The sequence below is a fragment of the Pseudorhizobium banfieldiae genome (assembly GCF_000967425.1).
Lineage (GTDB): Bacteria > Pseudomonadota > Alphaproteobacteria > Rhizobiales > Rhizobiaceae > Neorhizobium > Neorhizobium banfieldiae.
Window position 1 is genome coordinate 1,301,236 of record NZ_FO082820.1, and the last position, 14,907, is coordinate 1,316,142.

Below are 14,907 nucleotides of genomic sequence, written 5' to 3' on the forward strand. Positions count from 1 at the left end.
CTATCCCTTCTGGCCGATCTTGCCTTCCGTGCCCGCCAGAAGCCTCTTGATATTGGTCTCGTGCCGCCACCAGGAAACTGCCGTCATGATCGCCATGACAAGGGCAACCTTTTCGCTGCCTACTATCCACAATGCAACCGGAATCACAAGGGTTGCAACCAATGCGGACAGTGACGAATATTTGCTGATGAAGGCGACGGTAAGCCACACGACGGCGAAGACCAGCACCCAGACCGGAGCAACCCCGAGCAGCATGCCGATATAGGTCGCCACGCCCTTGCCACCCTTGAAGCCCAACCAGACGGGGAAAAGGTGTCCGAGAAAGGCGCCGAAGCCGGCCAGCAGCCCGGCTTCCGGGCCGGCGATATAATAGCCAGCGAGCGCGGCAGCGGTCGCCTTCAGCGCGTCGAGGAGGAGCGTCGCGGCCGCGAGCTTCTTGTTGCCGGTGCGCAGCACGTTGGTCGCACCGATATTGCCTGATCCGATGGAGCGGATGTCGCCAAGACCTGCCATCCGTGTCAGCAGCAGACCAAAGGGGATGGAGCCGAGGAGGTAGCCGAGGGCAATCGAAGCGGCCGCCGCACCTGCGGCGATCTGCCAGTTCAGAAGTTCATTCACCGGCTCGCCTCCTCACAGCGAATGGACGCACTTGCCGCCCACATAGGTCGCGATCGCGCGTCCGGAAAAGCGGGCATCTTCGAAGGGCGTGTTCTTCGACCGGGACAGCAGAGCATCCTTAGAGACAATCCACGGTTCGTCCAGGTCGATCAGGGTGATGTCGGCCCTTGCGCCCGGCTTCAACGTGCCGGCGTCGAGCCCGAAGATCTGCGCCGGGCGCGTCGACATCGCGTCGATCAGGCGCATGAGAGGGACGTGGTCCGAGTGATGCAGGCGCAGCGCGGCGGCCAGCATTGTTTCGAGGCCTACGGCTCCATCGGCGGCATCGGCGAAGGGAAGGCGTTTCGTATCCACGTCCTGCGGGTCGTGGGACGAGACGATGATGTCGATCGTCCCGTCGGCCAGCGCCTCGACCATGGCGACGCGATCGTCTTCGGCGCGCAGCGGTGGCGAGAGCTTGAAGAAGGTCCGGTACTCGCCGATGTCGTTCTCGTTGAGGCAGAGGTGATTGATCGAGATGCCGCAGGTTACGTTTGTGCCGCGTCCGCGGGCAGTCCGGATCGCCTCGGCCGATTCCGGCACCGAGATCTTCGCGGCATGATATTTCGCCCGCGTCAGGCCGGCGATCCTGAGGTCGCGTTCGAGAGGAATGATTTCCGCTTCCTTAGGCACGCCGGCAAGCCCGAGCCAGCTGGCGAACAGGCCCTCGTTCATGACGCCGTTGCCGATGTAGGTCTCCCGGGGCTCGAGCGCGACGACGGCGCCGTATTCCCGTGCATAGGTCATGGCCCGGCGCAGCACGAGCGTGTCCGGCAGCGCATGGCGGCCATTGGTGAACGCGACCGCACCCGCCTGCTGCAGCAGGCCGATCTCGGTCATTTCTTCGCCGTGGAGCCCCTTCGTCAGGGCCGCGGCGGGGTGCACGTTGACGATCGCCGTGTCGCGCGCAGTCTTCTTCACAAACTCAACGAGCGCGATGTCGTCGAGTACAGGATCGGTGTCGGGCATCATGATGAAGGATGTGACACCACCCGCAGCAGCGGCGCGGCTGGCCGACTCGATCGTCTCGCGGTGTTCTGCCCCAGGCTCGCCGACGAAGACACGCGCATCCACCAGGCCGGGAACGGCCAGAAGCCCGTTGCAGTCGCGAACTTCGGCACCATCCGGTGCACCCTGGTTGTGAGCCTCGGCGCCGGCGGCAAGGATACGGCCATCATCGCCGATGATGATGGATCCCATCTCGTCCAGATTCCGGGACGGGTCGATGATGCGGGCATTGTTCAGGACGAGGGAGCGCGTCATGTCCGTGCCCCCTGGTTCTGCGAGAGAAGCAGCGTCTCCATCACCGCCATGCGCACCGCGACCCCCATTTCAACCTGTTGCTCGATCACGCTCTGCGGACCGTCCGCGACCTCCGAAGCGATCTCCACCCCGCGGTTCATCGGGCCAGGGTGCATGACGAGAGCATCCTCCTTGGCAGCTTTCAGCTTCTCGGCGTTCAGGCCATAGAAGTGGAAGTACTCGCGGACCGAGGGAACGAAGGAGCCCGACATGCGCTCGCGCTGGAGACGCAGCATCATCACCACGTCGGCATCCTTCAGACCTTCCTCCATCGAGTGGAAGACCTCGGCGCCCATTTGCGCGATGCCCGAGGGGAGGAGAGTTGCCGGTGCAACGACGCGCACACGCGCTCCCATGGCGTTCAGCAACAGAATGTTGGAGCGGGCCACGCGGGAATGCAGGACGTCGCCGCAGATGGCGACGATGATGCGCGACAGCTTGCCCTTTGCGCGGCGGATCGTCAGTGCGTCGAGCAGCGCCTGCGTCGGGTGCTCGTGCTGGCCATCGCCGGCGTTCACGACGGAGCAGGCGACCTTCTGCGCCAGAAGGGCCGCCGCACCGGCCGAAGAATGCCGCAGCACCAGCACGTCGGGATGCATGGCGTTCAGCGTCATCGCCGTATCGATCAGCGTTTCGCCCTTCTTTACCGAGGAATTGCCGACGGACATGTTCATCACGTCGGCACCCAGCCGCTTGCCGGCTAGTTCGAAGGAGGCCTGGGTGCGCGTGGAGGCCTCGAAGAACAGGTTGATCTGGGTCAGCCCCCGCAGCGTCGAGGTCTTCTTTTCCCGCTGCCGGCTGATCTGGACGGCTTCGTCGGCCTTGTCCAGAAGATAGGTGATATCCTGTTCTGTGAGGCCCTTGATGCCGAGGAGGTGGCGGTGAGGGAAGAAGACCATGAGGCGTCTCCGCTTGCGTTCGGGCGTCTATAATAACTGACCGGGAAACCGGCAAGCGAAGGGGCGGGAAAAGTCTGTTCATCCTCATGCATTTTTCAGAGAAACGGGCTAGAAGCCAAGCATGACACAGAATAGCCGGACCGAACAAAAGCTTGCCGAACTGAACCAGCCCCAGCCCTGGTCCGGCATCAATGCCTATCGATCTGACCCGCTGATTGTTGATCTGACCGCCGGTCTGCACCGCAGCCTGCGCGAGGAATTCGATTCGCTCGGCCACTACGCCACCTCGCCGGAGGCACAGGAACTGGCGCGTATGGCGAACGAAAGCCCGCCGAAGCTTCGCACCCACGGACCCCGCGGCGAGCGGCTGGATGTCGTGGAGTTCCACCCCGCATGGCACGCGCTGATGCGCCGCTCCATGTCAATCGGGCTGCACTCGTCAGTCTGGGAGAGCATCGCGGACGCCAAGGGGAGCGAGCACAAGGCGCGCGCCACCCGCTTTTACCTGACGGCGCAGCTCGAATGCGGCCACCTCTGCCCGTTGACGATGACCAGCGCCTCCGTCGCTGCCCTCATGGCCTCGCCGCGTGTCCAGAAGGAATGGGCACCGAAGATACTGTCGAGGAAATACGATTCGTCCAACCGGCCGGCGCTGCAGAAGAATGCCATCACGCTCGGCATGGGGATGACCGAGAAGCAGGGTGGCACGGACGTGCGGGCCAACCGATCCACCGCAGAGCGCGTGGGCGAGGGCATTTATCGTCTGTCCGGGCACAAGTGGTTCATGTCCGCCCCGATGAGCGACGCCTTCGTGATGCTGGCAAAGACCAACGAGGGCATCGGCTGCTTCCTCGTTCCGCGCTTGCTGGAGGACGGCTCGGCCAACGGGCTGCAGTTCCAGCGACTGAAGGACAAGCTCGGCAACCGCTCCAACGCCTCCTCTGAGGTCGAGTTCACCGATGCCTTCGGCTACCTGCTGGGCGAGCCGGGCGCTGGGATACGCACCATTCTCGACATGGTCACCCTGACGCGGCTCGACTGCGCCTTGGCTTCGGCCGGCATCATGCGCGCCTCGCTGGCCGAAGCGGTCCACCACTGCCGCGGCCGCACCGTCTTCGGCAAGAACCTTATCGACCAGCCGCTGATGACGCGGGTTCTGGCCGACATGGCGCTTGATGTTGCGGCCGCGACAGCACTCGCCTTCCGGCTCGCCGACGCCTTTGACCGCGGAGCAAGCAGCCCGGCGGACGCAGCCTTCGCCCGCGTCATGACGCCGGTCATCAAGTACTGGAACTGCAAGATCGCGCCGTCGCTGATCTACGAGGCGATGGAGTGCCTCGGCGGCAATGGATACGTCGAGGAGCGCCCGGTGGCGCGGCATTACCGGGAGGCACCGGTCAACGCGATCTGGGAAGGCTCCGGCAACGTCATGGCGCTGGATGTCTTGCGCGTTTTGTCTCGCGGCAAGGACCTCTTCGATCTCGTCCTCTCCGGCTTTGAACGCGACCTTGGCGCTTCAGGCCGCAAAACGATCGAGGTGCTGCGGGCAGCCATGGCGCTCTGCGAGACGGACGAGGGGGCGGCGCGCCTTCTGGTCGAGCAACTGGCGCTTGCCGCCGGTGCAGCCGAACTGGCGCGGCTCGGAGCGGGCAAGATCGCGGACGCCTTCCTGGAAACGCGTCTCGCCGGCGGTTGGCGCTCGACCTATGGTATGCTCGATGCCCGCTTCGATGCGTCCTACATCGTTGACCTTCTCTATCCGGCAGCGAACTGACCGGCCGCCATCAGCACAAGCGGAATGGTGAGGAAGGAGAAGACGGTCTGTACCGTCGCCGTCGCCGCGTAAAGCTCGGCATCGCCCCCCATCTTCTTGGCCAGGATATAGCCGTTCATGGCCGTCGGCACGCCGGCGCTCAAACCGAGCAGCGTGAGCGTAGGCCCGGTAACCCCGGCCATCAGCGCGGCTCCGACCATCACGACGGGAAAGAAGGCGAGTTTCAGCGCCGTCGAGAACAGCACCAGCGGGTGCGGTTTCAGCGCATCCGAGACACGCAGGCCAGCTCCCACGGCGATAAGCCCCAGGCTCAGCGCTGCACGCGCCACGAGGTCTATAGTGGTCATCAAAGGCGCGTAGATCGGAATGCCGAGTTGGTTGACGAGGACGCCGAGCAGGCAACTGATGATCATCGGGTTGGTGATGATACGCAAGGCAAATGTGCCATAGCCCATCTGGGCACCGGAGAACCTCAACAGCACGCCGACATTGATGAAGTTGATCGGCAGAATGATGGCCGCCATCACCAATGCTACGACGGTCAGCCCATAGTCTCCCGCGATCTTCTGCGCGATAGCCAGCGCTATGAAGGCGTTCCATCTGGTGGCAGTCTGGAAGACGGAGCTGAATGCAGAGGCGGGGACGCCGATCCGCCTCAAGACCGGCCAGAGCGCCAGCACTAGCCCGCACATCGCCACCACGGCCGCGGCAGCAGTAACCGCAATGGCGCTGATCTCCATGCTCGAAAAATCGGCTGTCGCCAGCGTGTGGAACAGCAGGGCCGGGAACAGGACATAGTAGCCACACTGTTCAAGCCCCTCCCAGAAGGTCCCGTTGATGAGCGGGCTGCGCTTCAGCGCAACGCCGAGCAGGACCAGGAGGAAGATCGGCAGGATACTCTCGAAGATGATCAGCATGAGGGCCAGTTCGGAGGGCTGTCGGCAAGAAGGCACCGAGGCTTATCTGCCGGTTGGCGCGGATGCAATCCTACGGTTTCTGTGAATGGAGAACGAGCGCTCATTGTGCGGGGCTGCCGGGCCGCTTATCGGCAGACAACGAGTTGGAGTGCCGGTCATGCTTGCAGTACAGGAAGCTTTCGTTGATCCCCTGCCGGAGAAGCGCGTCAAGAATCGTGCGCAGACCGAAGCAGCGATCTTCCACGCTGCGCGTGACCTCTTGGCGGAGGAGGGGTTCCAGGGGTTCGGCATCAATGCGATCGCGCGGCGTGCCGGCTGTGACAAGCAGTTGATCTACCGCTACTACGGCGGACTGGACGGTCTTCTCGATGCCATCGGTGCCGATCTGGGCGACTGGGTCAAGGAACGGATTCCCGAAGACACGGGTGGAATGTTCGTTCTGACCTATGGGGATCTGATGGAGCGGCTGTCGCTTCTCTACATGGACGCCCTGCGCAGCGATCCGCTCATATGCAAGATCATCGCCTGGGAGGTTTCGAAGGATACGCCGCAGGTCCGCCGCCTTGCCGAGGCGCGCTCCCGGGCGCTGGCGAAATGGCTCGACCGGATGCGGGGCAGCCTTTCGGCCCCGAAGGGCATGGATGCGCCAACGGCCAACGGCATTCTGTTTGCAGCCATCCAGCATCTGGTGATCTCGTCGGTGGTAACGGGTGAATTTGCGGGCTTGCCGCTCCGAAGCGACAAGGACTGGGACAAAGTCGTAGCGTCCATCCGTCGTCTGGTGCGCGGCATCTACGGCTGATAAAAAGGCCCGGAAGAGGATTGATATCCATCTCCCGGGCCAGGTCGAGACGGTGGCCGCCACACCGTCTCCTGGGAAAGCTCACTGCTTCGGGATGCCGGCCTTCTCGATGACGGCGCCCCACTTCTCGATGTCGGCTGCGAGCCGGTCGCCGATTTCCTGAGGCGTGCTCGAACGCGCTTCTACGCCAAGCTCGGCAAAGCGCTTCTGGACCGCCGGATCGGCCAGCACCTCGACAAGCGCCGCATTCAGCTTCTCCACCACTTCCGGAGGCGTGCCTGTTGGCGCAAAGATCGCGTTCCACGAGGTGACGTCAAAGCCTTCGACGCCCTGTTCCTGCGCGGTTGCTAGATCGGGCAGGAGTTTCGAACGCTCAGGACCGGAGGAGGCCAGGGCAACCGCCTGTCCCTGTTCCAGCGCCGCCTTCAGCGCCGTCTGGCTGTCGATGATGACGTCCAGCTCGTCGCCGAGAAGTGCGACGAGGAGATCCGGCGTCGCCTTGTAGGGCACGATGGTGAAGTCGATCCCGGCCGTGGACTTGAAGAGTTCCGCCGCCAGGTTCTGGCTGCTGCCGACGTTGATCGTGCCCACGTTGAGCATACCGGGCTCTGCCTTGGCTGCCGCAAGGACATCGGCCAGCGTCGAGAACTTTCCTCCCTTCTTCGCCACGAAGACGAAGTCGAAATAGGCAAGGCTGGAGACCGGGACAAAATCCTTCATCGGGTCGAATTGCAGGTTCTCGAAGAGCGGCACGCTGATCGCCGTGCCGTTGGAGAGAAGTGCAAGGGTGTAGCCATCTGCCGGAGCGTTCAACGCTGCCCTTGCCGCGACCGAACCTGCCGCGCCCGGCTGGTTCATGATGATGATCTGCTTGCCGAGCTTCTTGCCGAGCGATTCGGCAACCACGCGCGACGTGATGTCGGCAATGCCGCCGGGACCGAAGGGAAGGACGAGCGTGATGTCGCGCTCCGGGTAATTTTCCTGTGCCCAGCCGACAGCAGGAGCTGCCGTCGCCAGCAGCATGGCCGGCAGCAATGCCTTGATCATCGTGCGTCGGAAAATCCCCGTCCGCTTCGTCGTTGTCTTCGTCATGTCTTCCTCCTCCAGGTGTGTTTGTTCAGGTTGTAAAACCGTAGAGCCGGGCTGGATTGTCGACCAGCAGCCTCTGCCGCTCCTCCCCGCTCGGCGCGATCCGGGCAACGAGGTCGAGAAGATCCGCCTCGTCGACCGGCTCCTTCAGGTTGGGATGCGGGAAATCTGTGCCCCACAGCGTCCTCTCGGGGCTAACCTCCACCAGCGCCCGCGCGAACGGAATGGCCGCATCGAAGGGATAACGGGAGATCCGCTCGGAGCCGCAGACCTTGACCCAGCAGTCCTCGCGGCGAGCGAGCTCCAGCAGGGACTGGAATGCCGGCTGCTGCGTCCCCAGAGCCGTCTCGACGCGTCCCATGTGGTCGATCACGAAGGGTACGGGCAGCCGGCGGATCATGTCGGAGAGGGGCACGATATCGACCGCGTCGAGATGCAGGACGACATGCCATCCGCACCCCTTGATGCGGTCGATGACGCGGCCGAAAAGGGCCATGTCCGGCGCGCCGCCCAGATGCTTGACGAAGTTGAACCGGACGCCGCGAACGCCTCCGTCGTGGAGCGCTTGCAGTGCCGTGTCATCGAACGTGTCATCCACGATGGCGACACCCCGGTAGCTGTCCGGGCGCCAAGCGATGGCATCGAGCATCGCCCGGTTGTCCGTGCCGTGGCAGCTTGCCTGTACGATCACGGCCCGCTCCAGGCCGAGCCGCTCGTGCAGTGCAGCCAGTGCCTCCTTTGGCGCATCCTGTGGCGTGTAGCGCCGGTCAGGCGCATAGGGAAATACGGCGGCGGGGCCGAAGACATGGCAATGCGCGTCGCAGCTCAGCGCCGGCGCGGTGAAGCTAGGCTTGCGCTTCTGCTGGTCCTTGGGAGACGGGGCAGAGGTCATTCAGATACTCGCTTTCCTGATAGTTTTGTTGTCGGCAGCTACGACCACCGATGCCGTTTCCGAGAGGCTCCTGAAGCTGGCATAGGTCGCCTCGACAAGATGCTCGATGGCAGCGTCGCGGTCGTTGCCGTCCACCGCCCCATTGGAGAGGCGGGTGATGCGCTCGGGATTGATGAGGGCGTAATAGAGACCGCCGAGGAGGAACTGGCTGCGCCAGACGAGGCTTTCCAGCGACGCACCCGGCACGCACTCTGCCAGCGTCTCGATGAAGGTCCGGCTGGTCTGGTCGAAGGCATCGGCGATGATCGCCTGCGCGTCCGGATTGCCTTCGGCGGAGAGAACGGCCCGCATGCGGGTGAACTCCGCTCCGCCCCCGTCGCCGTCGGAAGAGGAGACAAATGCCGGCACCACGTAGGCTCGCAGGATCGCCATCAGGCGCTCGTCGGGATCACTGATCCGCCGCGCTTCCCCGAGAAGCTCCAGGCGCCGCGCGTTCATGGGATGCGTGTGGCGCTCGTAGATCTCCCGCAAAAGGTTTGCCTTGGAGCCGAAATGATAGGTCAGGCTCCCCACATTGACGCCTGCCGCCTTGGCCACGTCGCGGAGGGAGACAGCATTGTAGCCGCTGCGGGAGAACAGCATGGCGGCGTTTCGCAGGAGGGTCTCTTTTACGTTTGCTCGCATTATTTGTACACTTGTCCAAATTTGCCGGTCAGTCAATTGGTCAGGCGGCGGCGGCTGAAGACTCACCCACCATCCGGCGTCGGAATACGGTTTGTCCACAGATCGGACAGGGCGTTAACCATAGGTGAGGGTTTGCGTTGCTCTCCCGAACGAGAGGCCTAAGTTGGGTTAACCAATCGTTAACCATGGGCAGGGCGAGCCGTTGCTGCAGGGAACCCAACTTTCGGATCGCGCATTGCTGGGCATCATGACGATGTTTTTCGCGGTGCTGGCGCTGGATATTGCCATCCCCGCGATCCTGCTGAGCCTGATGGCTTTGTTGAGATGGCTGCCGACGGTGGAGTTTCACCTCGTACAGCCGGGAAGGAGGACCGCATGAAGTGGTTCCTGATTCTATGGGGCGGACCAATCCTGCTGCTCGGCAGCTGGTACGGACTATCCTACTACGACCTCAGCTTCGGCTTCTTCATGCTGACGCGCGAGACCCATGATCTCGTCTTCCAAGTCTATAGCTCCGTTCTGGGTATACCGGCCGAAGATCTTCCGCCGCTGGTGGCGCGTGCGATCATCGTCGACAGCCTCATCGTCTTCGCGATCATCGCCTTCCGGCGCCGCAGGAAGATTGCTGCCTGGTGGCGCGCACGTCAGGAGCGATCGGCCTCAGATTCTCTTCCAAGCGAGGAAAGCCTGTCCAGGGCTCCCTGAAGGATGAAGCTCGCGGCCGCCGAATCGATTCGTTCGGCGCGTTTCGCCCGCGAGACATCCATTTCCAGCAGGGCACGCTCCGCTGCCACCGTCGACAAGCGCTCGTCCCAGAAGACGAAGGGTAGGGCAGTCTTGTCTCCCATCGAACGGACGAACGCCCGCGTTGCCTGGACCCGCGGCCCCGCAGACCCATCCATGTTCATGGGCAGGCCGATGATGAAGGCCCCGACCTTTTCCTTCTCCGCAAAGGCCAGCAGCAGTTCCGCGTCCTTCGTAAACTTGGTGCGCCTCAGGACGGGCCTCGGCGAGGCAAAACGGCGACCGAGGTCGGACATGGCGATACCGATGGTTTTCGTGCCCAGGTCGAGGCCCGCGATCGCCTGGCTATTCTGAAGCGTTTCAGCCAGTTCCTCGATCGTCAGCACCGTCATCCGTTTTGCATCCTTTGCGTAGAAACAGGCATGGCGCCGCTTCCAATTGGGCGCCGGTGGGATATCTCTTTAGCATTCCCGCCAGTTTTCGCATCACGCACGAGGAGACTTTTCATGAAGATCACCTGGCTAGGCCATTCCGCCTTCCGCATCGAAACGGCCAAGGCGAAGATCCTGATCGACCCGTTCTTCACCGGCAATCCGGCCTTTGCCGGCCTGGATGCCAAGGACGCAGCCGAAGGCATCAGCCATATCCTTCTTACCCACGGGCATGGTGATCACGTCGGGGATACCATTGCACTCGCAGAGGAAACCGGTGCCGTTGTTCTGGCCAATGCCGATCTGGCGGCCTGGCTCGGCAAGAAGGGCGTGGCGAAGGTCGACATGGGCAATACCGGCGGCACGATCTCCTTTGACGGCTTCACGGTGACGTTCACGCAGGCGCACCATTCCTCTGCGCAGATCACCGAGGATGGCGTCTCCCATTCCCTGGGCAACGCAAACGGCCTCATGCTGCATTTTGACGACGAGCCGTCCGTGCTGCACATGGGCGATACCGACATCTTCACCGACATGGGATTGATCAACGAACTGCATCAGCCGGATATTGGCCTGGTGCCGATCGGCGACCGGTTCACCATGGGCGGCGCCGTTGCAGCGCTGGCGTGCCAGCGCTTCTTCGACTTCAAGCATGCAATCCCCTGCCACTACGGTTCCTTCCCGATCATCGACCAGACGGCGGAGAAGTTCGTGAAGGGGATGGAGGGCACGCGGACCCGCGTGGAAGCGCCGGCGACGGGCGCGACGCTCAGCTTCTGATTATCCGCTTCCCCGTTGCGAACGGCGGACGTGGCCATTATAGCGGTAGGAAATTCTTGCCCGGAGCCAATGCCATGTCCGTCGATCTCGCCACCGTCAAGCGCGTCGCGCGTCTTGCCCGCATCGCCGTCAGCGATGACGAGGCGGAGCGCATGGTTGGCGAAGTGAACGGCATCCTCGGCTTTGTTGAACAGCTTGGCGAAGTCGACGTCACGGGTGTCGAGCCGATGACGTCGGTGATGCCGATGGTCATGCGCAAGCGCACCGACGACGTCACCGATGGCAGCAAGGCCGATGATATCGTCGCGAACGCACCAGCCACCGATCGCAATTTCTTCCTCGTCCCGAAGGTCGTCGAGTAGCCGCACCTGCTGTCCTCCGACCATTCCCGACATACCCGCTGAGCGATAGATAAAATGACCGAACTCACCAGCCTCACCATTGCCGAAGCACGCGACAAGCTTAAGGCCAAGGACATCAAGGCCGTCGAACTGACGCAGGCGTATGTCGACGCCATCCGGGCAGCAAACGAGGCGATCAATGCCTATGTCGCGGTAACGCCGGAAAAGGCGCTACAGATGGCCAAGGCGTCGGATGAGCGGCTTGCCGGCGGCAAGGCCGGCGCGCTCGAAGGCATTCCGCTCGGCATCAAGGACCTGTTCGGCACGCGTGACGTTCACACCCAGGCCTGCTCGCACATCCTTGACGGCTTCCAGCCCAAGTATGAATCCACCGTCACCCAGAATCTCTGGAACGACGGCGCCGTGATGCTCGGCAAGCTCAACATGGACGAGTTCGCGATGGGCTCGTCCAACGAGACCTCCTACTACGGCCCCGTGATCAATCCTTGGCGGGCGGAAGGCTCCAATCAGCAGCTCGTGCCGGGTGGCTCGTCCGGTGGGTCTGCCGCTGCCGTTGCCGCGCATCTCTGCGCTGGCGCCACCGCGACCGACACCGGCGGCTCCATCCGCCAGCCGGCAGCCTTCACCGGAACCGTTGGGATTAAGCCGACCTATGGCCGCTGCTCGCGCTGGGGCGTCGTCGCCTTCGCGTCCTCCCTGGATCAGGCCGGACCGATCGCCCGCGACGTGCGCGACGCCGCAATCCTCCTGAAGTCGATGGCAAGCGTCGATGCCAAGGACACCACCTCCGTTGATCTGCCGGTTCCGGACTACGAATCCTCGCTCGGCCAGTCGGTCAAGGGCATGCGCATCGGCATCCCGAAGGAGTACCGGGTCGAGGGGATGCCGGAGGAGATCGAAAAGCTCTGGCAGCAGGGCATCGCCTGGCTGAAGGACGCCGGCGCCGAAATCGTCGACATCACGCTTCCCCACACGAAGTACGCGCTGCCTGCCTACTACATCGTTGCCCCGGCGGAGGCATCCTCGAACCTTGCCCGTTATGACGGTGTCCGCTACGGCCTGCGCGTCGACGGCAAGGACATCGTCGACATGTACGAGAAGACGCGCGCCGCCGGCTTTGGGAAGGAAGTCAAGCGCCGCATCATGATCGGTACCTATGTGCTTTCGGCCGGTTACTACGATGCCTATTACCTGCAGGCCCAGAAGGTCCGCACGCTTATCAAGCGCGATTTCGAGCAGGTCTTTGATGCTGGCGTCGATGCCATCCTGACGCCCGCCACCCCATCCTCCGCCTTCGGCGTCGCCGACGAGGATCTCGCTGCCGATCCGGTAAAGATGTACCTCAACGACATCTTCACTGTGACGGTGAACATGGCGGGCCTGCCGGGCATTGCCGTTCCCGCCGGTCTCGACCACAAGGGCCTGCCGCTCGGCCTGCAGCTGATCGGAAAGCCGTTCGAGGAAGAGACGCTGTTCAAGACCGCGCATGTCATCGAACAGGCCGCCGGCCGCTTCACGCCGAAGAAGTGGTGGTAGATTAGGATCTTCGACGGAGCTTCCTGCGCAGGGCCTTGCACTATAAGTGGCAGTCGGAGCCGCCTTCTCCAGCTGCTTCCTGCCGGAGTGCCACCTCCACTGGCGTCTTCATGATGATCTCCCTGTGCGGGAAGGGGATGTCGATCCGCGCCTCCTTGAAGGCGTCCCAAAGCGACATCAGGACCTGACCCTTCACGTTGGTGATGCCGTTTGATGGGTCCGCGATCCAGAAGCGCAGCTTGAAGTCCAGAGACGAGGCTCCGAAGGCGGTGAGCCAGCAGACTGGCGCGCGGTAATCCGTTACACGCGGCGTGGCTTTGGCGGTCTCGATGGCGATGCGTACGACATCATGGGGGTCCGCGGAATAGGCAACGCCGAAATCCACATCCACCCGCACATACTGGTTGGAAAAGGACCAGTTGACGACCTGCTCCGTGATAAAGTCCTCGTTGGGGATCAGGTATTCCTTCCCGTCGCGGGTGATCACGGACACGAATCGAGCTCGCAGATCCCGAACCCAGCCGAACGTGTCACCCAAGGATATGGTGTCTCCAGGCTTGATGGACTTATCGAGGAGGATGATGATCCCCGATATGAAGTTCGATACCACCTTCTGCAGACCGAAGCCCAATCCTACGCCGATCGCGCCGGAAAACACGGTCAGTGCCGTCAGGTCGATTCCGGTGGCCGAAAGTGCCAAGGCACCGGCGAGGAGAATAAGGCCGATCTTGATCAGCTTGCTGATCAGTACCCGAAAGGCTGGAGAAACGGCATCAAAGCGTTCCACACGATTGGATGCGATGTTGCCCAGGAATATCGCGCCCCAGATCAAGGCCGCCGTCACGACCAGCCCCTTCAGAACCGAAAGGAGCGAGAGCCGGATCGTTCCGAGGTTCACCGCAACGGCATTGAGCTGTTGCGCCACCGGATCGTCAAGTTCCAGAAGATGAAGGGCTAGGTAGGTCCAGACAGCAATGGCTACCAGCCGTGCCATGGAGCGGTTGCGGATGATGCGGGTCAGGACGGACACGATCAGCCACGCCGTGGCAAGAACGAGAGCCTTCGAGATCAGCCAGGCATGTAGCGGGCCGCCGCTTTGCCGTACCAGTGTGGCGAACAGGGACAACCAGGCGATAAAGAGCAGCCATCTGGTTCTGCGCATCAGCGCGATGACCAGCCGTAGCAGATCGGGATTGCCGCGTATGGTGCGGGCCCTGGCCTCGATCGTCGGCTCGAGTCGGCGGGCGAGAAGGGTCGAAATCAGGAAGGCCGTAGCGATCAAGCCGATCTGGTAGAATCCCCACCTCTCCCAGAAGAACTGGTCCAACCCGCTTTCGATCTGCGCGAGCAGACTACGATAATCCACCTTTATCCTCCAGCACCGTCAGCGAGAGCATCGACTTTGATGAAACGGACGGAGCGGATTTTGGTTCGTCCGGCCAGTTAAGAGCGCTGGAAAAATGGCGATGCGAATGCTCTACTGGGCTTCCACCTGGAGCAGCCATGAGCACCATCCGCAATGCCCGCGAAGACGAGGTAGAGGTACTGGCGGAAGTAGGGTTTCGCGCATGGCAAAAGGCCATGGCCTCCATTGGCGGTATCGCTGACATGCGCAGCAGCGCCCGTGAAGCCTTCCGAAATTTCACGCGATCAAGCTGGTTGACGATAACTGTCCTCGATTCGGGCGGCAGCGTGGCTGGCTGGGCGGCACGCGAAAAGCTCGACGAACTGATCACGGACTTCTGGATCGATCCGCAGTTCCAGCATCAGGGCCTTGGGAGTGCGCTGCTTTCGGCAATCGAGGCTGACATCGTCCGCCAAGGATTCGACAGCGCCCGGGTCGAGACCCATGCGCTCAATGAGGAGGCCGTCTCGTTCTTCGCCAATCGTGGCTACCGGATAAACTGGCTTTCCGCTGCCTATTCACCGAAGCTCGACCGCGAGGTGCAATCGGTTGGTCTGAGCAAGTTGCTCGTCGAGGAGCCGGCAGATAACTACGGCCCCGGCGTTTAGCCGCCTGGGCACTTCCGCTTGCGCC

General features: G+C 62.6%; 17 protein-coding genes. 8 read left to right on the top strand and 9 right to left on the bottom strand.

Features of this window, described 5'->3' with window-relative positions; all coding sequences use genetic code 11:
* The 3 genes from plsY to NT26_RS06270 are packed head-to-tail and all read right to left on the bottom strand — an operon-like array spanning position 1 to position 2,858.
* Positions 1-618: a glycerol-3-phosphate 1-O-acyltransferase PlsY gene (gene plsY, locus NT26_RS06260; RefSeq protein ID WP_052637937.1), complete on the bottom strand. Its 618-nt coding sequence runs from the start codon at positions 616-618 to the stop codon at positions 1-3.
* Between the two features lie 12 nt (positions 619-630).
* Complete coding sequence (locus NT26_RS06265) at positions 631-1,920, bottom strand: dihydroorotase (RefSeq protein ID WP_052637938.1); 1,290 nt, start codon at positions 1,918-1,920, stop codon at positions 631-633.
* Positions 1,917-2,858, bottom strand: a complete 942-nt coding sequence (locus tag NT26_RS06270; RefSeq protein ID WP_052637939.1) for an aspartate carbamoyltransferase catalytic subunit — start codon at positions 2,856-2,858, stop codon at positions 1,917-1,919. The genes NT26_RS06265 and NT26_RS06270 overlap by 4 nt, the downstream gene beginning before the upstream one ends.
* 121 nt (positions 2,859-2,979) lie before the next feature.
* On the opposite strand from NT26_RS06270, the gene NT26_RS06275 reads away from it, so the two are divergent.
* Positions 2,980-4,632: an acyl-CoA dehydrogenase family protein gene (locus NT26_RS06275; RefSeq protein WP_052637940.1), complete on the top strand. Its 1,653-nt coding sequence runs from the start codon at positions 2,980-2,982 to the stop codon at positions 4,630-4,632.
* Here the strand turns inward: NT26_RS06275 and NT26_RS06280 are convergent.
* Entirely contained in the window at positions 4,614-5,549 is a 936-nt protein-coding gene (locus tag NT26_RS06280; RefSeq protein ID WP_052637941.1) for an AEC family transporter, read from the bottom strand. The two genes, NT26_RS06275 and NT26_RS06280, sit on opposite strands and share 19 nt — an antisense overlap.
* A 157-nt stretch (positions 5,550-5,706) precedes the next feature.
* Here NT26_RS06280 and NT26_RS06285 point away from each other — a divergent pair, with 157 nt between their 5' ends.
* A complete protein-coding gene (locus NT26_RS06285) occupies positions 5,707-6,351 on the top strand; it encodes a TetR/AcrR family transcriptional regulator (protein WP_052637942.1) in 645 nt (214 codons plus the stop codon).
* 81 nt (positions 6,352-6,432) lie between these two features.
* Here NT26_RS06285 and NT26_RS06290 read toward each other — a convergent pair whose 3' ends face one another.
* The 3 genes from NT26_RS06290 to NT26_RS06300 all read right to left on the bottom strand — a co-directional run bounded on the left by NT26_RS06290 (position 6,433) and on the right by NT26_RS06300 (position 9,016).
* Complete coding sequence (locus tag NT26_RS06290) at positions 6,433-7,398, bottom strand: Bug family tripartite tricarboxylate transporter substrate binding protein (protein WP_425287747.1); 966 nt, start codon at positions 7,396-7,398, stop codon at positions 6,433-6,435.
* A 70-nt stretch (positions 7,399-7,468) separates the two neighbouring features.
* On the bottom strand, positions 7,469-8,332 hold the full coding sequence (locus NT26_RS06295; RefSeq protein ID WP_052637944.1) for an amidohydrolase family protein: 864 nt from the start codon (positions 8,330-8,332) through the stop codon (positions 7,469-7,471).
* Positions 8,333-9,016: a TetR/AcrR family transcriptional regulator gene (locus NT26_RS06300; RefSeq protein WP_052637945.1), complete on the bottom strand. Its 684-nt coding sequence runs from the start codon at positions 9,014-9,016 to the stop codon at positions 8,333-8,335.
* Between the two features lie 202 nt (positions 9,017-9,218).
* Between NT26_RS06300 and NT26_RS22675 the strand changes: the two genes are divergently transcribed.
* Positions 9,219-9,395, top strand: a complete 177-nt coding sequence (locus NT26_RS22675) for a hypothetical protein (RefSeq protein WP_156157129.1) — start codon at positions 9,219-9,221, stop codon at positions 9,393-9,395.
* Complete coding sequence (locus tag NT26_RS06305; protein ID WP_052637946.1) at positions 9,392-9,721, top strand: DUF6105 family protein; 330 nt, start codon at positions 9,392-9,394, stop codon at positions 9,719-9,721. Before NT26_RS22675 ends, NT26_RS06305 begins: the two co-directional genes overlap by 4 nt.
* Here NT26_RS06305 and ruvX read toward each other — a convergent pair.
* Positions 9,661-10,152, bottom strand: a complete 492-nt coding sequence (ruvX, locus tag NT26_RS06310) for a Holliday junction resolvase RuvX (RefSeq protein ID WP_052637947.1) — start codon at positions 10,150-10,152, stop codon at positions 9,661-9,663. The two genes, NT26_RS06305 and ruvX, sit on opposite strands and share 61 nt — an antisense overlap.
* Positions 10,153-10,266: 114 nt before the next feature.
* On the opposite strand from ruvX, the gene NT26_RS06315 reads away from it, so the two are divergent.
* The 3 genes from NT26_RS06315 to gatA all read left to right on the top strand — a co-directional run bounded on the left by NT26_RS06315 (position 10,267) and on the right by gatA (position 12,869).
* On the top strand, positions 10,267-10,971 hold the full coding sequence (locus NT26_RS06315; protein WP_052637948.1) for a metal-dependent hydrolase: 705 nt from the start codon (positions 10,267-10,269) through the stop codon (positions 10,969-10,971).
* A gap of 74 nt (positions 10,972-11,045) precedes the next feature.
* Entirely contained in the window at positions 11,046-11,333 is a 288-nt protein-coding gene (gene gatC / locus NT26_RS06320) for an Asp-tRNA(Asn)/Glu-tRNA(Gln) amidotransferase subunit GatC (RefSeq protein ID WP_052637949.1), read from the top strand.
* Positions 11,334-11,387: 54 nt separating this feature from the next.
* The gene (gatA, locus tag NT26_RS06325) at positions 11,388-12,869 is read left to right on the top strand and encodes an Asp-tRNA(Asn)/Glu-tRNA(Gln) amidotransferase subunit GatA (protein ID WP_052637950.1); all 1,482 of its coding nucleotides are present in this window, start codon (positions 11,388-11,390) and stop codon (positions 12,867-12,869) included.
* Positions 12,870-12,909: 40 nt separating this feature from the next.
* On the opposite strand, the gene NT26_RS06330 is transcribed toward gatA, so the two are convergent.
* Positions 12,910-14,235 carry a mechanosensitive ion channel family protein gene (locus tag NT26_RS06330; protein ID WP_052637951.1) on the bottom strand — a complete coding sequence of 442 codons (1,326 nt, stop codon included), beginning with the start codon at positions 14,233-14,235 and terminating at the stop codon, positions 12,910-12,912.
* 137 nt (positions 14,236-14,372) lie between these two features.
* Here NT26_RS06330 and NT26_RS06335 point away from each other — a divergent pair, with 137 nt between their 5' ends.
* On the top strand, positions 14,373-14,882 hold the full coding sequence (locus tag NT26_RS06335; protein WP_052637952.1) for a GNAT family N-acetyltransferase: 510 nt from the start codon (positions 14,373-14,375) through the stop codon (positions 14,880-14,882).
* The last annotated feature ends 25 nt before the right edge of the window (positions 14,883-14,907 follow it).

What these genes read in the sequence shown, in the direction of transcription:
- ruvX (WP_052637947.1), bottom strand. Translation starts at nt 10,152, where the DNA reads ATGACGGTGCTGACGATCGAGGAACTGGCTGAAACGCTTCAGAATAGC.
- gatC (WP_052637949.1), top strand. Translation starts at nt 11,046, where the DNA reads ATGTCCGTCGATCTCGCCACCGTCAAGCGCGTCGCGCGTCTTGCCCGC.
- NT26_RS06315 (WP_052637948.1), top strand. Translation starts at nt 10,267, where the DNA reads ATGAAGATCACCTGGCTAGGCCATTCCGCCTTCCGCATCGAAACGGCC.
- NT26_RS06335 (WP_052637952.1), top strand. Translation starts at nt 14,373, where the DNA reads ATGAGCACCATCCGCAATGCCCGCGAAGACGAGGTAGAGGTACTGGCG.
- NT26_RS06285 (WP_052637942.1), top strand. Translation starts at nt 5,707, where the DNA reads ATGCTTGCAGTACAGGAAGCTTTCGTTGATCCCCTGCCGGAGAAGCGC.
- NT26_RS06270 (WP_052637939.1), bottom strand. Translation starts at nt 2,858, where the DNA reads ATGGTCTTCTTCCCTCACCGCCACCTCCTCGGCATCAAGGGCCTCACA.
- NT26_RS06295 (WP_052637944.1), bottom strand. Translation starts at nt 8,332, where the DNA reads ATGACCTCTGCCCCGTCTCCCAAGGACCAGCAGAAGCGCAAGCCTAGC.
- NT26_RS06280 (WP_052637941.1), bottom strand. Translation starts at nt 5,549, where the DNA reads ATGCTGATCATCTTCGAGAGTATCCTGCCGATCTTCCTCCTGGTCCTG.
- gatA (WP_052637950.1), top strand. Translation starts at nt 11,388, where the DNA reads ATGACCGAACTCACCAGCCTCACCATTGCCGAAGCACGCGACAAGCTT.
- NT26_RS06290 (WP_425287747.1), bottom strand. Translation starts at nt 7,398, where the DNA reads ATGATCAAGGCATTGCTGCCGGCCATGCTGCTGGCGACGGCAGCTCCT.
- NT26_RS06300 (WP_052637945.1), bottom strand. Translation starts at nt 9,016, where the DNA reads ATGCGAGCAAACGTAAAAGAGACCCTCCTGCGAAACGCCGCCATGCTG.
- NT26_RS06305 (WP_052637946.1), top strand. Translation starts at nt 9,392, where the DNA reads ATGAAGTGGTTCCTGATTCTATGGGGCGGACCAATCCTGCTGCTCGGC.
- NT26_RS06265 (WP_052637938.1), bottom strand. Translation starts at nt 1,920, where the DNA reads ATGACGCGCTCCCTCGTCCTGAACAATGCCCGCATCATCGACCCGTCC.
- NT26_RS06275 (WP_052637940.1), top strand. Translation starts at nt 2,980, where the DNA reads ATGACACAGAATAGCCGGACCGAACAAAAGCTTGCCGAACTGAACCAG.